General features: G+C 56.7%; 16 protein-coding genes. 8 read left to right on the top strand and 8 right to left on the bottom strand.

Annotated elements, in window-relative coordinates:
- The first annotated feature begins 209 nt into the window (after positions 1-209).
- Positions 210-1,787, top strand: a complete 1,578-nt coding sequence (locus ACWJJK_RS03520; RefSeq protein ID WP_347258972.1) for a methyl-accepting chemotaxis protein — start codon at positions 210-212, stop codon at positions 1,785-1,787.
- The gene (locus ACWJJK_RS03515) at positions 1,784-4,477 is read left to right on the top strand and encodes an EAL domain-containing protein (protein ID WP_454128658.1); all 2,694 of its coding nucleotides are present in this window, start codon (positions 1,784-1,786) and stop codon (positions 4,475-4,477) included. The genes ACWJJK_RS03520 and ACWJJK_RS03515 overlap by 4 nt, the downstream gene beginning before the upstream one ends.
- A 46-nt stretch (positions 4,478-4,523) precedes the next feature.
- Here ACWJJK_RS03515 and ACWJJK_RS03510 read toward each other — a convergent pair whose 3' ends face one another.
- Positions 4,524-5,273, bottom strand: a complete 750-nt coding sequence (locus ACWJJK_RS03510; RefSeq protein ID WP_208110136.1) for an ElyC/SanA/YdcF family protein — start codon at positions 5,271-5,273, stop codon at positions 4,524-4,526.
- 203 nt (positions 5,274-5,476) lie between these two features.
- Here ACWJJK_RS03510 and prsT point away from each other — a divergent pair, with 203 nt between their 5' ends.
- Positions 5,477-8,317, top strand: coding sequence for an XrtA/PEP-CTERM system TPR-repeat protein PrsT (gene prsT, locus ACWJJK_RS03505; RefSeq protein ID WP_133717672.1), 2,841 nt, complete (start codon positions 5,477-5,479; stop codon positions 8,315-8,317).
- 287 nt (positions 8,318-8,604) lie between these two features.
- Positions 8,605-9,423 (top strand): exosortase-dependent surface protein XDP1, encoded by an 819-nt coding sequence (gene xdp1, locus ACWJJK_RS03500; RefSeq protein ID WP_143735049.1) that lies wholly within the window; start codon positions 8,605-8,607, stop codon positions 9,421-9,423.
- Between the two features lie 42 nt (positions 9,424-9,465).
- Here xdp1 and thiE read toward each other — a convergent pair whose 3' ends face one another.
- The 3 genes from thiE to ACWJJK_RS03485 all read right to left on the bottom strand — a co-directional run bounded on the left by thiE (position 9,466) and on the right by ACWJJK_RS03485 (position 12,006).
- Positions 9,466-10,140: a thiamine phosphate synthase gene (thiE, locus tag ACWJJK_RS03495; protein WP_156880189.1), complete on the bottom strand. Its 675-nt coding sequence runs from the start codon at positions 10,138-10,140 to the stop codon at positions 9,466-9,468.
- A gap of 147 nt (positions 10,141-10,287) precedes the next feature.
- Entirely contained in the window at positions 10,288-11,211 is a 924-nt protein-coding gene (locus ACWJJK_RS03490; RefSeq protein ID WP_077728384.1) for a sulfite exporter TauE/SafE family protein, read from the bottom strand.
- Between the two features lie 90 nt (positions 11,212-11,301).
- Positions 11,302-12,006: an MBL fold metallo-hydrolase gene (locus ACWJJK_RS03485; RefSeq protein ID WP_077728385.1), complete on the bottom strand. Its 705-nt coding sequence runs from the start codon at positions 12,004-12,006 to the stop codon at positions 11,302-11,304.
- Between the two features lie 265 nt (positions 12,007-12,271).
- On the opposite strand from ACWJJK_RS03485, the gene ACWJJK_RS03480 reads away from it, so the two are divergent.
- Together ACWJJK_RS03480 and ACWJJK_RS03475 are read left to right on the top strand one after the other, a co-directional pair.
- Entirely contained in the window at positions 12,272-13,591 is a 1,320-nt protein-coding gene (locus ACWJJK_RS03480; protein ID WP_240502380.1) for a sigma-54 interaction domain-containing protein, read from the top strand.
- 312 nt (positions 13,592-13,903) lie between these two features.
- A complete protein-coding gene (locus tag ACWJJK_RS03475) occupies positions 13,904-15,130 on the top strand; it encodes an argininosuccinate synthase (protein WP_156880191.1) in 1,227 nt (408 codons plus the stop codon).
- Between the two features lie 80 nt (positions 15,131-15,210).
- On the opposite strand, the gene ACWJJK_RS03470 is transcribed toward ACWJJK_RS03475, so the two are convergent.
- Entirely contained in the window at positions 15,211-16,152 is a 942-nt protein-coding gene (locus ACWJJK_RS03470) for a sigma-54 interaction domain-containing protein (RefSeq protein WP_077728389.1), read from the bottom strand.
- Positions 16,153-16,173: 21 nt separating this feature from the next.
- The gene (locus ACWJJK_RS03465) at positions 16,174-16,899 is read right to left on the bottom strand and encodes a sulfite exporter TauE/SafE family protein (RefSeq protein WP_454128657.1); all 726 of its coding nucleotides are present in this window, start codon (positions 16,897-16,899) and stop codon (positions 16,174-16,176) included.
- A gap of 174 nt (positions 16,900-17,073) precedes the next feature.
- Here ACWJJK_RS03465 and ACWJJK_RS03460 point away from each other — a divergent pair, with 174 nt between their 5' ends.
- A complete protein-coding gene (locus ACWJJK_RS03460) occupies positions 17,074-17,655 on the top strand; it encodes a DUF4124 domain-containing protein (RefSeq protein ID WP_156880193.1) in 582 nt (193 codons plus the stop codon).
- Between the two features lie 7 nt (positions 17,656-17,662).
- Here ACWJJK_RS03460 and ACWJJK_RS03455 read toward each other — a convergent pair whose 3' ends face one another.
- Together ACWJJK_RS03455 and pyrF are read right to left on the bottom strand one after the other, a co-directional pair.
- Positions 17,663-18,616 (bottom strand): MDR/zinc-dependent alcohol dehydrogenase-like family protein, encoded by a 954-nt coding sequence (locus tag ACWJJK_RS03455; RefSeq protein WP_156880195.1) that lies wholly within the window; start codon positions 18,614-18,616, stop codon positions 17,663-17,665.
- A 37-nt stretch (positions 18,617-18,653) separates the two neighbouring features.
- Positions 18,654-19,388, bottom strand: coding sequence for an orotidine-5'-phosphate decarboxylase (gene pyrF / locus ACWJJK_RS03450; protein ID WP_454128656.1), 735 nt, complete (start codon positions 19,386-19,388; stop codon positions 18,654-18,656).
- Positions 19,389-19,484: 96 nt separating this feature from the next.
- Between pyrF and ACWJJK_RS03445 the strand changes: the two genes are divergently transcribed.
- Positions 19,485-20,420 (top strand): AEC family transporter, encoded by a 936-nt coding sequence (locus ACWJJK_RS03445; protein ID WP_454128655.1) that lies wholly within the window; start codon positions 19,485-19,487, stop codon positions 20,418-20,420.

The raw sequence follows: 20,420 nt of genomic DNA, 5'->3' as shown, positions 1-20,420 counted from the left end.
CAAGGACCAGGGAAACGCCAGCGCTAAAAATAAGAAATTTCTTGTTTCCTCCCACCTATACTCTAGGCCGTCATCCCCATGGTCCCCGGATTTTTCCTAACACCAGCGCGGATGGCCTTTTCGCAACGTGAACGAACCCTGCCTCGACGATGCAAACGGAACGCGCGCCCGCGCTTTGCCTGCCGAGCGGACTGAACAAAGGCTTCTCTATGAAAATCAATCTTCCCGTCACTGCAAACGAATCGACGTATCCCGCCGGTACACAACTGATCTCGACTACCGATCTTAAGGGAATCATCACTTACGCGAACAAGGACTTTCAGGCGGTCGCCGGGTTCACCGAACAGGAGCTATTGAATAAGAACCACAATATCGTTCGACATCCGGATATGCCGCCGGAAGCGTTCGCCGATCTCTGGACCACCTTGAAAAACCGGACCCCTTGGATGGGCATCGTCAAAAATCGATGTAAGAACGGCGACTATTACTGGGTGGACGCATTCGTTATGCCGATGCTGGATAAAGACCGCATAATCGGCTACGAATCGGTGAGGGTGAGTCCTTCACGGGAGTACGTTGCTAGGGCCGAAGCGCTCTACCGGTCGTTCCGCGAAAAAAAGTTCAAGCTGCCTTCGCTGCTCCGATTGAGCTTCTCGGCGAAAGCGTTCGTCGGATTTCTCGTCGCCATGGCGCCCCTGCTAGCTCTCGGTTTTACCGGAGCCGGCGCGCAACCCGCGTTTTATGCGGCAGCCGCCGTCAGTGTGGCCCTCTCGTTATTCATGGCACGTCTTCTCACACGGCCGCTCACCCAGGCTGCGAATTTCTCCAAGCAGTTCATCGACAACGGTATCGCCCGAAAGGTCTATGCCGGAAGAGATGATGAAGTGGGCCAATTGCAGACCGCTATCGTCTCCTTGCAGGCTAGGCTGCGAACCGTAATCGGGCGCTTCGATGATGCCGCCGCCCGGCTCCAGGACATGGCGACTCACGCCCGGCAGGCAGCGGGCCAGACCAGCAACGACCTCACCCATCAGCAGTCGGAGATCGCCATGGTAGCGACGGCGGTCGATGAAATGACGGCAACCGTTCAGAGTATCGCCCGCAATGCCGCAGAAGCCGCTTCCGCAGCCGACCGCGCGACCCATGCAGCCGGCAAGGGCAAGCATGCCGTGGGGCAGACCAGCGTTGCAATCGACGACTTGGCCCATGAGGTCGAGAATGCCGCACAGGTGATAGAAAAACTGGAACAAGAAAGCAGAGGCATCGATGTCGTAGTCAACGTGATCCGCGACATCGCCGATCAAACCAATCTGTTGGCCTTGAACGCCGCCATCGAGGCTGCGCGCGCGGGCGAGCGGGGACGCGGTTTCGCGGTCGTTGCCGAAGAAGTACGCAAGCTGGCGTCTACCACCCAGAGTTCGACCCGGGAAATCCAGAAAATCGTCGAGCGGCTGCAGAAAGAAGCCCAGGAAGCCACCGCCGTTATGGAGAAAGGCCGCCGGCAAGCTCAAGTGAGCGTGCAACAGGCGGAGGTCTGCAATGAAACGCTTTCCGAGATCACGCGAGCGATTGAAGAAATCAAGGATATGAATGTGCAGGTAGCAAGTGCCGTGGAGGAGCAATCCTGCGTCACTCAAGAAATCATGCGCAACGTCGAAAACATCAACCAAAAAACCAAGAACATCGCGAAAGAGGCTGAGCGGACCGCCAACACTAGTGAACAAGCGTTACAGTTGGCTGTGGATCTTGAAAACCTCATGAACCGTTTCGCCCAGGCCGACGAATGAGCGATTCGACTAACCATCCAATCGGACGCTCGAGACTTTGCGCACGGGAAGCATTAACCGATCAACTGACAAGAGCAAAAGCCGACGACCGGCCATCACGAGAGGAGCTCGAGCCGGGCTGTATCTATAGCGTTTTCGATGTCCTCCCCGCTGGGATAAGTCTCTTTCTGGGACTCATATCGAGCGAACAAATCGCCCGGAATCCGGACCGGATACTGGCGGACTTGGTGGTTGACCCGACTCCGGCCCCTGTCCATGAAAACACGCCGCTCGAAATCGTGAAAAGCAGGCTGGAAAACGAGCACCTGGCGGCTCTAGCGGTTTTCAACGATAGCGGCGATTTTATCGGAGCCGTAACCCGAACCAGCCTGATTGACGCGCTCCTGAAGCGCGAAAAGGAGCTTTTGTCGGATGAATCGCATCGCCATGCCGAATTGTCGACGAATCGCGATCCTTCGCCATCATGGTCCGAGCAGCTGAGATCGCTTAGCCTAGCGACCCGTTCCTTGCTGCGGATCATGAATACGATAAAGCTGGAACGGCATCTATTGGAAAGTTCTCTCGAATATCTGACCCGTCTGCTGTCGGCGCGCTACGGGGCGATCGGGATTTTCGACGAGCAAGGCCAACTCGCCGAATTCATCTACACAGGTTTGAGCGAAGAACAGGCGCAGCGCATCGAACACTGGCCGGAAGGAAAGGGACTCCTCGGGAGGGCACTGGCCCGGAACCAGTTTCTGCGGCTGCAGAATCTGCACGAGCACCCGCATGCGGCGGGATTTCCGCCGGGCCACCCGCCCATGCGCAACCTTCTCGCCGTCTCGATTTCCCACAACGGAGAGACGTATGGGCGCCTCTATCTCTGCGATAAGACCGACGGCGGGTTCTTCGACGGGGACGACGAACTTCTCGTCGCCACCTTTGCAGATACTTTAGCCTTGGCAATCCGGAATATCTGGAACAAAGAAGGACGCCGGCGCGCCGAAGAACAGCTTCGAATCGCCGCCAGCGTGTTCGAAACCAGTTCGGAAGGCATCCTCATCACCGACGCCAAAGCCAATATCGTGATGGTGAATCGTGCGCTGACCACCATCACCGGCTACTCGAAAGACGAGGTGATAGGACGCAAACCTTCGATGTTCAGTTCCGGACGGCACGACCGGCAATTCTATCGCCAAATGTGGCTCAGCCTGGATGAATCCGGCCAATGGCAGGGCGAAATCTGGAATAAACGGAAGAGCGGCGAGATCTACCCGGAATGGCTGAGCATCACTGCATTGAAGGACGACGGACATCAAGTCATTCGCTACATAGGTGTATTCGCCGATCTAAGCTCCCGAAAATTTACGAATTCTCTCGTCGATCAGCTGATCAATCACGACCATCTGACCGAACTTCCTAACCGACTGATGTTCCGCAATCACCTGAAAAAAGCCATCCTCAGGGCGCATGGCGAACGCAAGCAGGCAGCGTTGCTGTACCTCGACATCGACCGCTTCAAGACCATCAACGATACTTTCGGCCACCAGATCGGCGACCGCCTGCTGCAACAGGTTGCCGAGCGGCTGACAAAGTGCTTGCGTGAAAAAGGACGCACCCGCCGAGGCGACGTCGTTGCCAGGCTGGGCGGCGATGAATTTGCACTTATTATCAACGACCTGGGTGGCCCAGACGATGCGAATAATATCGCCCAGCGGGTGTTGAAGGCATTTACGGAACCTTTTCTGTTCGGCAATCGTACACGCCGCATTACCGTAACCATCGGCATCGCTTTGAGCCCCCGCGATGCCGAAAACGTCGACGACTTGATCCGCCACGCCGATTTGGCGATGTACGATGCCAAGCACCAAGGCCGGAACACCTATCAGTTCTATTCCGGCAAAATCCACGAGAAAAACAGCACGCGGCTGGATTTGGAAAACGACTTATACAACGCCCTGGAGCGAAGAGAATTCTCGCTTCATTATCAACCTCAGGTTGACCTACGAAACGGCCGCATCGTCAGCATGGAGGCGCTCATCCGCTGGAATCACCCGGACCGCGGCATGATTCCTCCAGACCAGTTCGTGCCGCTTTTGGAAGACACCGGCCTGATTAATCCGGTCGGAGATTGGGTACTCGAGCAGGCCTGTCGGGACTGTCTTCAGTTCGGGAAAATCCTGGGAACCGATCTCAGCGTCTCGGTGAACCTGTCCGGCCATCAATTCCGGAATAACCTCACCAAGATCATCGGGTACATTCTGTCACGCGTCGGTCTTTCGCCGTCACGGCTCAAACTGGAGCTGACCGAAAGCCTCGCGATGCAGCAGGTGCAAGAGACCATCGCCGTGTTGGATCAGCTGGCCGACATGGGGATCGACGTGCTGATCGACGACTTCGGCACCGGTTATTCCTCGCTAAGCTACCTGAGGCAATTCAAAATTTCCGCCCTTAAGATCGACAAATCCTTCATCGCCGGCGCGTGTTTGGAGAACGATAACGGAAAAATCATTCGAGCGATCATCGGTTTGGCCCACAATCTCAACCTGCAGGTCGTTGCCGAGGGAGTAGAATCGCCCGAACAACTCGAATTTCTCCGCAGCCACCATTGCCATTTTGGCCAGGGCTATTTGTTCAGCCGGCCGCTGCCGCTTTCAGAGATCGCCCAGTTGGCAGGGCGCCGCATGGATCGCAGTGGCCCGTTGAACTGACAAGAATCTTGGACCAATTCCTAATCGCTCCCGGAACTGCCTGCCGTCAGCCTTGAATCCGATACCACGCCAGGCCGATCCATTCGTGAAATGCGAAGGCGCTGTTGGTTATGGCCCGATAGCTGGGTACAAAATCGATCGGCCTGAGGCGGTCCGTCGGCACATATCCCGTTCCGGCAGGGACCACTTCCAAGCCTTCCCGCTCGAACTCCGGAACCGCTCGCGGCAGATGCCAGGAATGGCTGACGAGATAAATCCGGCGTATGCCTGCTTGCCTGAGAATCGGTGCGGAGAATCGGCCATTCTCTCTCGTATTTAGGGACCTGCTTTCGACCCAGCGGACCGGGACGCCGAACTCGTTCTCCAAAATCGAGCGCATGATAGGACCTTCCGCCGCGTAGCCTTCGGGCGCGCCGCCGGTGACCAAGATCGGTTTTCCGGTCTTGCGGCACAAGGACGCTCCGTATCGAATCCTTTCCAGAGTGCGATCATTGACGGTTGCATCGCCGCCATACTCCGGTGCATTCGACCGAATGCCCCCGCCGAGAATCACGATGGCTTCCGCATCGCGGTCGACGGCAGGCAGAGGCGGAACCTGGAGCGTAGCCAACAGACAGTTGGACACGTAAGGTATCGACAGCAGCCCCAATCCGAAAAGGCCGACGGCGATCAAACCGCGGCCCAGCCGAGGCCGCATCTTGAGCTGCCAGAAACCGATTGCTCCGATAACGAGCATGTTGAGCGGAGGCAACAGCAACGCAGCGAAAAGATTGGTAATAGACCAGTTCCAGTTCATGATATGACTATATTTATGAAAAGAGACAGCAGAACGTATTAGCGGACATCGGGGACGGGATAGCCGCTAGAATCAGAAGAAAAGCACGAAAATTCCAGGCTGCGTTTTTCCGCTTCCTCTCGTCCGGCTCGTAATATTTTTCAACTGCTCTTCTATCATTGAGAGCTCAGATCCAATCCACTTATTGTTGTCGAGACCATTTCATGCAATCGATCAAGGCTCGAGTCTTTAAGCCTTTTGTATTTCTTAAAGTTCAAATGGCTTATGTTTTTGTGGCCGTCCTGCTAACGTCTCCTGTTTCCCGGGCCGAAACCCAGAGTGCCTCCGCTTTTTATGAAGACGCCTTGGTTTATTACAACAAGGAGGATTACAACACTGCGGTGATTCAACTGAAGAATGCTCTACAGTTATCACCTGGACTACCTTCGGCTCATCTGCTTCTGGGACTCTCTTATCTCAAACTAGGAAACGGAGAACTAGCGGCCGAGGAACTGCTTAACGCCAATCGCCTGGGCGCGGATCGCTCCTTGACCGTAGTGCCACTCGCCCAGGCCCTACTAACGCAGATGAAGTACCACGATCTGCTCGCGACGGTGTCGGCCGAAGGTTTTCCACCGGAGCTTCGGTCCGAGATTCTCGCTCTACGCGGACAAGCTTATACGGAGGTGCGGGATTTCGAAGCAGCGGCGGCGAGTTTCCGGGAGGCAGGGAAACTCGATCCGAAAGCCGTTTCGCCATTGGTTGGGCAGGGAACCCTGCTCTTGCGGCGAGGCATGGTGGACGACGCCGAAAAGATCGCAGCAGAAGCCGTATCCCGCGATGCGACCAATGCCGATGGCTGGAATCTCAAGGCGTCGATCAGTCACGCCAAGGGGCAACATGAACAAGCCATAGAAGAATATGGCCGCGTGATCGACCTAGAACCGAAGCACTACGAGGCCCGACTCGCCCGCGCCGGCCTGCTGTTCGAGCTGGGCAAGAACGATCATACTTCGGAAGACCTGAATTTTCTGCGAAAGACGCAACCCTTCGAGCCTAGGGCCAACTACCTTTACGCGCTGTTAATGGCGCGTAAAGGTGCGCCCGAAGCTGCGAAAACCGCGTTGAACGAAACTGTAACCGTTATCGATGGACTCGATACGCAAGTCGTAAGGGGAAAACCTACTTTATTGCTGGTGGCGGGGTTATCTAATTACAACCTGCGCCACTTCGAAAAAGCTCGTGAATTCCTGACCCACTATTTCGAGCAATATCCAGGCCATGCAGAAGTCGCCGAAGCGCTCGGCTCGGTGCTGGTGGAGCAAAGAGACCATAACGAGGCTATCCGTATCCTCAGCCAGGCACTCAAGTACCATCCCGATCATTTCCGCTTGCTGTATTTGCTCGGCACCGCTTACATGCACAAAGGCCAGCATTCGGACGCGATCACCGCACTCGAGAAAGCGAGCCAAGCCAGCGGCGGTTTAGCGGAGGTCAAAACCCAGTTGGCATTTAGCCGCTTGGGAACGAGTCAGCAGAACATCGGTATCAGCGAACTGAGATCCATTCTCGAGAACGATCCCGGCCAGCGCCCAGCGGCAATCGCGCTCGGTGTGCTGTACCTAAAACGGGGGCAGCCAGCGGAAGCCGTGAAGATTCTGACAAAGTCGCTGGAGCGAGAACCGAATAACCTGACGCTGATCAACATGCTGGCGGCGGCCCAAATGGCATCCGGGGAGCGCGATTCAGCCCGGAAGAATTTCGAAAAAGCGCTCTCAAAAGACGCCAGCTTTCTTCCTTCGCTGATTAATCTCGGCAAGTTAGATCTAATCGAAGGGAAAATCGAGCAAGCCGAAAATCGCTTCTTGGGTATTCTTCGAGAACGGCCCCAGGATACGCAGACCATGATCCAACTCGCTGCGCTGGAGGATGCCCGCGGACGCAGCACCGAGGCTCTACGGTGGCTCGAAAAAGCGCGAGCCGCCGATAACAAGGCCATACACATCAAACTCAAACTGATCGACAGGTATCTAGGAGTCCGCGATACCCAAAAAGCACTCGCTGTGGCTCAGGAAGCGGAAACGATAGCTCCCGACAATTTGGACGTTTTGACGGCGTCCGCCCGCTGTCAGCTTGCCCTTGGTAAAAAACCGGTCGCGCAAGTTATCTTGCAGAAGATAGCCCGCTCGGCATTCAACGATGCCGAGCGATTGTTTAAAACGGCTGGATTGCAAATCGCTGCGGATGCCGTGAGCGACGCAATCTGGTCTCTCGAAAGCGCCGCCCGCGCCAACCCGGATTATCTTCCCGTCCAGGCGGCTTTGGTGGAGACTTACCTAAAATCTGGGATAACCGAAAAAGCCATCGAAGTAGTAGAGAATCTGCACAACCGACATCCCGACCTCGCTTTGAGCGATCAACTGACGGGCGACATTCGGATGCATCAATCCCAATACGCCGAGGCCATTGTCAGTTATCGATCCGCCTTCCAGAAGAACCAAGATTCACTGGGCGCCGTCAGGCTCTATCAGGCGCAAAGACTGGCGGGGAAAGGCGAGGAAGCGTTCCGTTTCCTGGAGCAATGGGTAAGTTCCCACTCGGAGGATTTCAATTCGATGCAAGCCCTCGCCGAGGGCTATCTCCAGGCTGGGAAACAGGCTGAGGCGATCGGGTATTTCGAACGGATTCTCAAAAGATACCCGGACTACCCGCCTACCTTAAACAACCTGGCTGTTCTCTATTCGAATGCAAACGACCCGAGAGCTTTGGAGCTCGCGGAACGAGCCCACAAAGCGGCTCCGGACAACCCCTCGGTGAACGACACGATCGGATGGATTCTCGTGCGACAGGGAAAGCCTGCCGAAGGATTGCCCTACTTGCGGAATGCCCATATTCGTTCGTCGTCCGACCCCGAAATCCGTTACCACACTGCCGTCGCCTTGGATGCACTGGGCCGGAGAAAAGAGGCCCTTAACGAGCTAAACGAAGCTTTACGTGCGAATACGATGTTCGATGAGATCGAAGACGCGAAGAAATTACAGGCTAAGCTGCAGGATCATCGGTAAGCGGGCCGAGATTCGGATCGCTGTACGACGCTTACATTTTCCTTGTCGAGAACAATCGCTTGAAAAATTCGTTACTTAAGAAACGAGCACCGATTCACCCAAGTTTTTCGTTCTCGTTCTGTTCCCACAAGCGCGTCCTCATGTCAGTTTTTTTTACAGTTTTTCCATATGGCCGTCGCTCATTAGCGACATTAAAGCCCATGCCATTGAAAATTAACAAAAAAACAGTATTGGCACCTCGGTTGCATAATACTTGCTGTAACAACAATAAAACGATGAGTAACAGAATGCGTACACTGAAACGACTCGGTAAATTCGCTTTGGTTGGATTCTTTGCTTCATTTTTAGCGCCCATAGCTTCGGCGAACTATACCTGGGGACTCCCCAACAGTGGCATCACGACGACTAGCGGTGCTCCGGGCCTAGAGTGGTCAGCCTACGTAAATTCAAGCAACACCTACGGAAGCGGAAATCTCCGGACAGCAAACGTAGGCACCTATTCCGGAGGATTGGGCGTTTGTTCCGCCGGCGACTCAAGTTGCTCCACACCGGAACACGCGATGGACAATTACCGACGCATTGATTCGATAGTCTTCGCTTTCGATGCAGCCGTCGCACTGGACCAAATCACCATCGGATGGCCGAATTTTGGCAACACTAGCCAATGTGACATTGGCTATACTCAAATAACCTGCGACACGGATATCACGGTTCTGGCGTATACCGCAGATACGAGCGACACCGCTGTGTTGCCGAACCTAACCGGATACAACTATAGCAATCTAACCACGACCGGCGGGTGGTCCTTGGTTGACAACTACGCCAATTTACAAAAAGACCAGCCGACGAACATCAACCCGACCGGCATCACCTCCAAATATTGGCTGGTCAGCGCCTACAATCCGAAAATTTCCTGCGGGTCTGGACAGACTTGTGGATTGACTACGAAAGACGACTTCGTGAAGATCGCCTCGCTGCACGGCTTGATTCGCACTCCTCCCCCGACTTCGGGAAGCCCGGTTCCAGAGCCGGCGAGCCTCTTGTTGCTGGCATGGGGCATTCCCCTGCTGAAAACTCGTCGCGGCAAGAAGACGCTAACTGCCTAACTGAAGTGTTATCCATTGGTCCGCGCCGAGCCGCCACTCCAGTTAAAGTGCTGGCGGCGAGACGGGCCTTTCGCTTCTTCCTACGTGTTCAAACAAAGGAGCAAATTCCGAGGCAGCAAGGCAAGGATCGCCCACCCCGAATACCGACTCGATCACCGCCAATAAATCCGCCCCGGCATGTACCAACTGGCCACCGTTCTCAGCCGTAACGCCGCCAATGGCCGCGATAGGAATGCTTAACCGCCGCTTGGCCAACGATAACGTTTCGAGGTGAGCGCAAGGCGCATCGGGCTTGGTCTTGGAAGGGAAAAACCGGCCAAAAGCGACATAACTGGCACCGCCGGCTTCGGCCCGGACGGCGAGATCGACCGAATCGTAACAGGATACGCCGATGATGGCGTTCGGCCCCAGAACGTCCCGCGCTTCCGTCAACGACAGATCGTCCTTACCCACGTGCACCCCGTCGGCACCGACACGACGGGCAAGTTCCACATCATCATTGATAATCAACGGCACGCCGCCGTCGCGACAGACGGCCAAGAGACGCGCCGCCTCGCGTAGCGGATCGCGGGAGGCTTTCGCGCGGTACTGAACCACGGCAGCCCCGCCCCGAATGGCTGCCGCCACAGCCTCGGCCAAGGCTTGTTCATTCCGGTAAGCTTCTCGAGTGATGGCATAAAGCCCAGAGCGGGGAAACGGTAAGCGGATGTTATGCATGTCCTGGTCGATCAGCCCTTAATGGGTAAACTGGTGAATGGGCATTTGAGCGCCAAATTTGGCGCTCTCAGAATCGCCGAACAATTCCGTGCCGGATGCCAATATTACCGAAATTGCATGCCAATCATCTTTATAGCGCTCAGCACTTTACCGGGATTCAGCGTAAATGCTACTTTTTTTTTGATGCAGGCCTTGAGCATGAATCCATCGCCAAAGCCGTGCAATCGCAACGATCCCCAGCATGGTGGCCATACCTAAAAAGAAATCGGGACGATTCAGAAGCGCTTCCCGAGTCTCTGCGATCAATTGGGGCGTCAGTTCTTTGTACAGGAGGTAGCAGGCGATCGCGATGACGAATACCGCAAAGATCCGCCGCAATGATTGTCCACTGACATGGCGAGAGAGCAGTCCGCCTAACACGCTGCCAACGATTGCGACGCCGGTGACGATGGAAACCAATTCGAGATCGATACTGACGTGAGTAATATATCCGGCGAGGCCCGCAAACGATTTCATGGCGATGACCAACAATGAGGTGCCGATAGCCGCGTGCATGGGCAATCCACCGAGCAAATTCAAGGCAGGCACGACCAAGAAGCCGCCGCCGGCACCAACCAATCCGGTGAGGACACCAACCATGAGCCCGTCGAATATAATCGCCAGCAAAGGGAGATCGGCCGGACAAATCGGCTTAACCGCATCCGCTTCCACGTTGTTTTGCCGTCGCCCGCGCAACATCGCCAAAGCTGTGCCGAACATAATGGCAGCAAACAGCAACAGCAAAACGCCGCCCGGAACATAGGCCGCCAGCCGTCCGCCGCCATAGGCACCCACCATGCCCGCGATGCCGAAGATCAGTCCGGTACGCCAGCAGACCCGCCCGTTGCGGGCGTGATTGACAACTGCGGCGAGGCTGGTGACGCCCACGACGACTAGAGATGTAGCAATGGCTGTTTTAGGTTCGATATGGACCAAATAGACCAGCACCGGGACTGTGAGTATCGATCCGCCACCGCCGAGCAATCCCAGCAGCAAACCGATCACGAGCGATAAGATGACGACGAGGGTCATGAGCAATCTCCCTCAAATACCGGATGACCCGACCTCTCAATTACGCACAGAGGCCGGGTTCCGGTAATGTTTCTCTGGCGAGCGAGCGTTTCAGCCGTGGCGTACGGCGAGTTCCCGGCCGCAGGCTTGGTTTGCCGGCAACGCCTGATCGATGTACTTCGGATACGGCAGGTCAAGTTTATTCATGATATCGATGAATTCCTCGCGACTCTTGCCGCCTCCCACGCGTGGATTTTTGGCCATCTCCTGTTTGATGGTAGAAACCGTGTTGCCGTTGTAGTCATGCCCCGGATAAACCAGAGTATCGGGCGACAGGGTGAACAGTTTCTTGATGATGCTGTCGTACAGCCGACCGGCATCGCCCTGCTGAAAGTCGGTACGCCCGCAACCTCCGATGAACAACGCATCGCCGGTAAAAACCCGGTCGCCGACGACATAGCTTACGCAGCCGTTGGTGTGGCCGGGAGTGTGCCGCACCTCGATTTCGATGTCCCCTATCTGAAGCAGGATGCCGTCGGTCACCAGAAGATCGGCGCACATGGCGCCAGCGTCACGGTGCACGACGCTCTTGCTGCCCAAACGCTCGCGCAAAAGCCCGGAGCCCGTAATGTGGTCGGCATGGACATGAGTCTCCATCGTGTAGCGCAGATCAAGGTCAAGTTTTTTTATTAGGCCAATATAATTTTCGACCTCGGTCGCGACCGGATCGATCAGCAACGCGCGACGGGTCCGTTCGCAGGCGAGCAGATAGGTGTAGGTAAAGGTATCGGGTTCAAAAAGTTGTTTGAAGATCATCGTAGCCTCCTTTGGATCAGGAATCCGCCAACTCTGACTGACTACTTACAAAGACCGTGCCTACGCCGGAACAACCCTTCGCATCTACGGCGTGCCCGGCGTTTCGCGGGTTTTTACGACTCCTGGCCATGGCCCTACCTACCCGACGTTTCATTATACGTTTCGCGTGATACATTATGTGCAACAAAACACGTCGCTTGAAACACCCCCGAAACCTTTCAATCGCCTCATTGTGAGCCAGTTCTCTCCTTTTCTGAATCGTTGGTTGAGCACCGTCGGACCCGATAGAGCCGTATCGACTTTGGCCGAACTGATGGGCGGCGCCGTCTTCGTCGTTAACGCAAAAGGCGAAATTTTGCTATGGAGCCGTGGAGCAGAGCGCCTGCTCGGCTTTTCCAGCGAGCAAGTGCTGGGACAACCTTGTAGCTCTGCCATCCGTTGCCGAGATCGCGATGTTCGAAATAGCATTGCCCAAGAAGGAAGGATCGACGGCGTTTCGATTGAACTCGATCATGCACAGGGCGGAACCGTCCGCGTCAAACGCTCGGCCCAAGCTTTCTTCGACGCCCAAGGGCGTTTTGCGGGAGCGATCGAAATGCTTTGGCCGGCAGAGGCCGAGCCCAGAACGAAAAGCATCGGACTGCAAGCGGCGGATAAAGCGGAAGTCTTTCATGGCCTCATCACCCGCGATTCCGCCCTCAAGCAAGCCTTCCAAATCATCCGCAACGTCGCCCAGACCGAAGCAACGGTTTTGATCCGGGGCGAATCGGGCACCGGCAAGGAATTGGTCGCTCAAGCCCTGCACGAGGAAAGCCATCGCCGCAGTCATCCGTTCTTAGCCATCAACTGCGCCACGCTTAGCGCCAATCTGTTGGAAAGCGAGCTCTTCGGGCATGTCCGCGGCGCATTCACTGGCGCGATCAAGGATCACCAGGGACTGTTCAAACGCGCCGACGGCGGCACGATTTTCCTCGATGAAGTCGCGGAACTCCCGCTGGAGCTGCAAGCCAAGCTGCTGCGCGTACTCCAGGAGAAAACCTTTATCCCGGTGGGCGGCGATCATCCGATCACCGTGGACGTGCGCATCGTCGCGGCCACCCACCGGTCGCTGCGCGAGGAAGTCAAGGCCGGACACTTCCGCGAGGATTTGATGTACCGCTTGCGCGTGGTCCCCATCTTTCTGCCGCCGCTGCGGGCACGGCGGCAGGACATCGGTCTTCTGTTGCAGCACTTCATCGACCAGCACAATCTTCACGGGCCGCGCCGTATCCAGAGCATCGAACCGGAAGCCATGCGGGTGCTTTTGGATCATCACTGGCCCGGCAACGTGCGCGAACTGCAAAATGTCGTGGAATACGCCTTTGCCGTGGGACGGGGCGACGTACTGCAGCTGGACGATCTGCCGCCCGAATTTCGAGAAGAGCCCCTATCGCCGACGGTCGCCGACTTGCCGGTAACGGAAAACGAGGCCGATCGCATTCGCCGAGCCCTGGCATCCGCCCATGGCCATATCGACCGCGCTGCGCAATTGCTCGGCATGAGCCGAGCGACCTTTTGGAGAAAGCGGAAGAAGTACGGGCTGTGAAAGAACTGCGATATCGTTGCCGTTACGAGCCGGCATCGGCGACGAACTCGATGACCGTCGCGCGTGTTTGGGGAATCGAACTCGGCCATGGACACGACAGCAGCTCCGCGATCAACGCGGGATTTCCCAGACGATCGCTGTTGGTCGCCTACTCTCACGGGACCGTCAGATCGGGATAGCAGAAAAATTCATCCGAGGTCATCCGAACCTTGACCTCTCGAAACGTTCGAAATCCGTAGCCTCACGCTGCGCGAGCTTCGCGACAACGTTATAATCTCGCCGTTTTTCTCTTCTTCACGCAACGGGAACATCATGTCCAACCAGACTGTAAAAAAGGTCGCCCTTGCCTACTCCGGCGGGCTCGACACCTCTGTCATCCTCAAGTGGCTGCAGGAGACCTACGGCTGCGAAGTCGTCACCTTCACCGCGGACATCGGCCAGGGCGAGGAGTTGGAGCCCGCGCGTGCCAAAGCTCAGGCTCTCGGCATCAAAGAAATCTACATCGACGACCTCAAGGAGGAATTCGCCCGGGATTTCGTGTTCCCGATGTTCCGCGCCAATGCGATCTATGAAGGCGAATACCTCTTGGGAACGTCGATTGCCCGACCCTTGATCGCCAAGCGTCTCATCGAAATCACCAACGAGACCGGGGCCGACGCCATCGCCCACGGCGCTACCGGTAAGGGCAACGATCAGGTCCGGTTCGAATTGGGCGCTTACGCGCTGCGGCCCGACATCAAGATCATCGCCCCTTGGCGGGAATGGGATCTGAATTCGCGCGAGAAGCTCCTGGCCTATGCCGAGCGGCACGGCATTCCGATCGAAATGAAACGTGGCAAGGCATCGCCTTATTCCATGGACGCCAACCTGCTGCACATCTCCTACGAAGGCGGCATTCTCGAAGATCCATGGGCCGAACCCGAGGAAGACATGTGGCGCTGGACCGTGTCCCCGGAAAAAGCAGCGGACAAACCGACCTATATCGAGCTGAGTTACGAGCGCGGCGACATCGTAGCTATCAACGGCGAATCGCTCTCACCCGCACAAATCCTGGCGAAGCTCAACCAACTGGGCGGCGCTAACGGCGTCGGCCGCTTGGATATCGTCGAAAACCGGTACGTCGGCATGAAGTCCCGCGGCTGCTACGAAACACCGGGCGGCACCATCATGCTCAGAGCCCATCGCGCCATCGAATCCCTCACGCTGGACCGCGAAGTAGCACATCTGAAGGACGAACTGATGCCCCGCTATGCCAGCCTAATTTACAACGGCTACTGGTGGAGCCCGGAACGTCTGATGCTGCAAGAACTAATCGACGCCTCGCAGGCGGCAGTGAACGGCGAAGTCAGAGTGAAGCTTTACAAAGGCAATGTGACCGTCGTCGGCCGCAAGTCCGACAGCAACAGCCTGTTCGACATGAGCATCGCCACGTTCGAGGACGATCGCGGCGCGTACAACCAGAAAGACGCGGAAGGGTTCATCAAACTCAATGCCTTACGCATGCGGATTGCTGCGAAAAAAGGTCTGAAGTTCGTCTAAACGAAAAAAGCCCGTGGTCTTACCGCGGGCTTTAAGAATTCCGTTGGGCGGGAGAGTGAGACCGCCCAGGAAAATGTCTCTTAGCTGATTCCGTATTTCTGCATGCGATAAAGCAAAGTATCCCGTGAGATTCCCAAAAGCCGGGCCGAGCGGCTGCGGTTGCCATTGGTCCGCGCCAAGGCCTGGCGAATCAGATCCATCTCGACTTTTTCCAGATCGATGCCCAGCTCAGGCAAGTCAAATACCGGCTTCTGCGACGGCACCCTATTGACGATCTCCAGAGGCAGATTGCCCTCATCGATAGTCCGCCCGGCCAGCAGGATGGACAGTCGCTCGCACACATTGCGAAGTTCTCTGACGTTGCCAGGCCAGGAGTAAGTTGCAAGCCGGCTGAGAGCCGCCTTGCTGAACGAAGCCTCCGGAAGCTTATGCTCTTCGGCAAACTGCATCATAAAGTGCTGCAGCAGCAACTGGATGTCGCCCATGCGCTCGCGCAACGGCGGTATCTCGATCGGAACGACGTTGAGACGGTAATAGAGGTCTTTACGGAACTCTCCCCGCGCAATCTTTTCCTGAAGATTGGCATTGGTCGCGGCGATAATCCGGACGTCTACGTTCAACGTATGGGTTTCGCCGACCGGCTGAATCTCGCCGGTCTCGAGGAAACGCAGGAACTTCGCCTGCAGAGCCATGGGCAGAGAATCGACTTCGTCGAGGAATACGGTACCCCCGTCAGCGGCTTGAAGACGGCCGGTTTGACCATTCACCGCACCGGTGAACGAGCCTTTGCGATGCCCGAACAATTCCGACTCGGCCAACGCCTCGGGAAGTGCGGCGCAATTCAGCGTGATGAAAGGTTTATTTGCACGAGGACTATGTTCTTTCAAAGCATGCGCCAGCACCTCCTTGCCGGTACCGGTCTCTCCGACGACCAAAACAGTCACGTCGGTCGCGGCAATCATTCTGGCGCTGCGCAATAACGCCTCGAAATTCGGTGATTGGCCGATCAGCTTCTCAAACATAATCTCACCCTCCTCCTTCTTTTAGGAACCTATTGTATGGCGAACCATGGGGTTGAGCCAAGGGAATGCCGCCAATAGGGCCAAGACAATCAGAGTGACCCCTGCCGCCTGGCGAAATTTCTTCATATTGGACAACCGCACCATTAACGAGGTCATTATACCGACGCCCATGACGGCAGGCAAAGTACCTATGCCGAACGCCAATATGGTGAAGGTGCTGCGCACCACATCTCCGGTCGTCGCGGCGAGCGCCAACGCGGTATAGACCAGACCGCACGGCAGCCAACCCCAAATCATGCCGAAGATGAAAGCCTTGGGCAAGGTCTCCACCGGGATCAGGCGCCGGCCGTAAGGCTCGATTCTTTTCCAGATGATTCCGCCGGCCTTCTCGATGTAAGCGAATCGCGGAAACCAGCCGGCGATATGCAGACCCGCTCCGGCCATGATCAGTGCGGATATGATTTGCAAGATGCGATGCCCGTGCCCTTCTCCGAGCGGCATACTGAGAACATGATGAGCAAGACCCGCAAGCAGCCCCCCCAACGAGTAGCTGGCTATGCGCCCCAAGTTGTAGCTGAATACGAAGGGCATGAGCAGGGATTTTTGCTCGCGGATTTCCCGCCTCAAACTCAGGGTCAGCGAACCGATGATGGAACCGCACATCCCTAAGCAATGCAGGGAACTGAAAAGCCCCATCAGCAGGGCTACGAGATAGGACGTGCTGAACGCGGTTTCGAGATGGTGCATAAGGGGGCGAACGATAGCACAAAAACTTATAGGTATAACAGATCGGGCTTAACGATAAGCTGCCTCGGCGCGTATCCTGGAGAGCCCTTCGTCAGGCAACGTTCAGGCGAGTCGACGGGAGCGAATCGGGGGTCCCACAGTCAGATTAAGAACTGCCATCGCAGGAGAAATTCCATGAAACTGCGTTTTGCTGCTGTTTATTTTCTTTTCGCGAGTCAGGCCACGCCGGCAGGAGCCGCGACTCTTTATCGTTGGACGGATAATTCGGGCACTGTCCGCTACGGCTATCATCCACCCGCGGGCATGAATGCGACTCCGGCCGAGGACGAGCAGCGAAACGTTTATAAAGGCCCGATCGACGCAGTCTGCCGAAATCTCGCCAAGGACCATTTGCGCCGGATCGATCGGGAAATGGATCGAATAAAGAAGATGCCGGCCGGTTTGGGACCGGAGTACGAATTGACGCCTGCGGCCAAGCAAGAGTTGATTTTGGACTTGCTCGCTCATCGCGCCGCCCTATTGAGCGGCAGGAAGGCGTCCGAATTCAGGTCTCCGAGCGGGCAGGACATGGAACGGCTGAAGGAAAGATATCGGGAGGAGAAGGCCCGCTTGCAGCAAGCTTTGGAATCGAAAGACGAAACGATTCAAACCCAGCAAGATCAACTGGAACGGGCACGCCGGAAGGTCGAGGCCGCAAGGCATATCCCGATCGCGCCATATCCGATAGTGGTTCCGGGAAGCGTCCACCGCCGCTAATAGTCGACTATGGACGGATCAGTACCTTAAGGACGCCCGGCCTCTTGGCCAATTCGAAGGCTTCGACCGCACGAGCTAGAGAATATTCCGCATCGATCAACGGAGAGGGATCAACGGCTTTCTGCTCCAGCAAGCGCAGGGCCGAGTCGAAAGGACCGCAGCGAGAACCGAGCAGCGAAATCTCGTCCACGACCAAGGAAGAAAGATTCACGTTTACGCTGTCCCGATAAGTCGATTTCAACACCAGCGTGCCGCGCGGGCGGACGGCGCGCCGGGCAAGATCGAAACCGGCCGGCGAACCGGTCGCCTCGATGACGATGTCGTAATGTCGAGCGGGAATCTCGTCTTCGGCAATCAACCGGATTCCCCGACTCAGAAGCAGCGCTTTCTGCCGGGGATGTCGCGCCGAAACGCACAAATCGCAGCCGGTAAGCGTCAGCGTCTGAACAATGAGCTGTCCCAATCGGCCCGCTCCGATCAACAATATTCGATCGCCGGCATTTATCGATATTTGCCGCTGAATTTGCAGCGCCGCGGCGAGTGGTTCGGCAAAGACCGCCGCCTCATCCGGCACGGTGTCCGGCACCCGATGCAGATTCCGCAAAGGCAAGGTGAGATATTCGGCGAATGCGCCGCGCCGATCGCGGATACCGAGCACGGTACGGCGCGCGCAGTGGGTAGGAAGATTTCGCCGGCAGATCTCGCACTCTCCGCAAGAGACATTGATTTCACCGACTATCCGGCAGCCTATGAGCGTACCATCGGGCGAGTCGGCGACTTCGCCGACGAATTCATGTCCGGGAATGCCGGCGTAAGGATAATAACCCCGCACCAACTCCAAATCCGTGCCGCAGATGCCCGCGAGCCGCACCCGAACCAGCGCCTCGCCTGCGGGCGGGACGGGAATGGAAAGATCGTTACGAATGGAGAGCCGTCTGTCTTCCAGCCAAAGGGCTTGCATAGCGGGACTCGCGAGACGACAAGCCAGAGCTGACGTTTTAACTCGCCACCCTTCTGAACACGTTTTCGATCTGCGCCTGCACCTTTTCCGCCGCCTCGCGCGGATTGTCCGCATCCCGTATCGGGCGGCCGACGACGATGTAATCGGCGCCGTTCAAGAAGGCTTGCTCGACCGTCACGACCCGCTTCTGGTCGTCCGTCGGACGGTTTTCCACGGGACGAATGCCGGGTGAAATGACCAGCAGCTTTTCGTCGATCTCCCGCCGCAATGCGGGAACCTCAAGGCCCGAAGAAATCACGCCGTCGCAGCCCAAGGCCAAAGCGCGCCGGGCGCGGGAGAGAACCAAGCGCTGCACGTCGCACTCGAAGCCGAGATCCCTGAGATCGCCTTGATCGAGGCTGGTCAATACCGTGACGGCCAGAATCTTGAGATTGCCCTTGGCTTTCGCAGCGGCTTCCATGATCGCATCGTTGCCGTGCACGGTGGCGAATTCGACGCCATGGGCGCTCAGGGCTCTAACTGCCCGCGCAACCGTTTCCGGCACGTCGAAAAACTTGAGGTCGGCGAAGATCTTCTTGCCCCGCTTCTTGAGCCATTCGATCAATTCGAAGTAGTCGCCGGCCATGAACAGTTCCAGCCCGATTTTGTAAAAACTCACCGAATCGCCCAAGGTTTCCACCAGGTCCTTGGCTTCGGTCATGCTCGGCAGGTCCAGCGCCATGATGAGGCGGTCTCGGGGAGGGATAGGTTTCTTCGAAAGGGTGTCGGTCATGGCTGTTCCTCTTTTTCCGGGTCGTTCGACCGCTGTGGTCTCGGTGTCGGCACTGCGATTGCTAGAATAACGCCTCCTCGAACCCAGGAGTCGCGAATGGTTTCCGTGCTGATGCAGATGGCCGTATTGATCCTGTGCGGCGCAATGTGGCGCATTATACGGCCTGGCGGCCTGGATGCCGATCAAACTCGCTTGGTGCTGACCGCTGTGGTGTTCCATCTTTTGTTGCCGTCGCTGGTGCTTTCCGTGCTGTGGACGGCCGATTTAGGTATCGAAACGCTGAAGATCTCGCTGTTCGGCGCGGGAATCATTCTGTTCGGCATCGCCATCACCTGGCTGGCTGCCCGAATCGTCAGGCTGGCTCCGCCACGCCTGGGCGCCGCGATGCTGAGCATCGCTTTCTCGAACGTGACTTACATGGGGCTTCCCGTGCTGGAGCAGACCTTCGGTGCGTGGGCACGCACCATCGTCATTCAAATCGATTTGTTCGCATCCATGCCGCTGGTTTTTACTCTCGGTATCCTGATCGCCCGGCATTACGGTACGACGAATTCTGAAAACGATTCGATGCTCCGCTCTCTGCTGCTCAATCCGCCGCTCTGGGCCGCGGCGGTCGCACTAGGCCTGAATTTCGCGGGCGTGGCGCAACCCGCCTGGATGGAGCGGTTTTTGATGGGCTTGTCTGCGGCCGTCGTGCCTCTCATGCTGATTTCACTGGGACTCGGCCTGCGCTGGAATTCCTGGCACAGCCGTAACCTGCCGCTCGCTTCGCTTGTCGTGGCGTCCAAAATGGGCGCCATGCCGTTGTTCGGTCTGGGATTGGGACTCTCCCTGGGATTCGAGGGCGATACCCTGACTGCGTTGGTGCTGGAGGCCGCCATGCCGAGCATGCTGCTCGGCGTCGTTTATTGCGACCGCTACCGCCTCGACACCTCGTTCTACGCCCTGGCCGTCTCGCTGACCACGCTCTTCGCCATGGTCTCCCTACCCTTCTGGCATCATCGGGTGGCTGCCATACATTCCGGACATTGA

It is taken from the genome of Methylocaldum gracile, assembly GCF_053646815.1.
The sequence above is the reverse complement of the archived record's forward strand: the minus strand, read 5'-3'. Positions and strand labels throughout refer to the sequence as shown.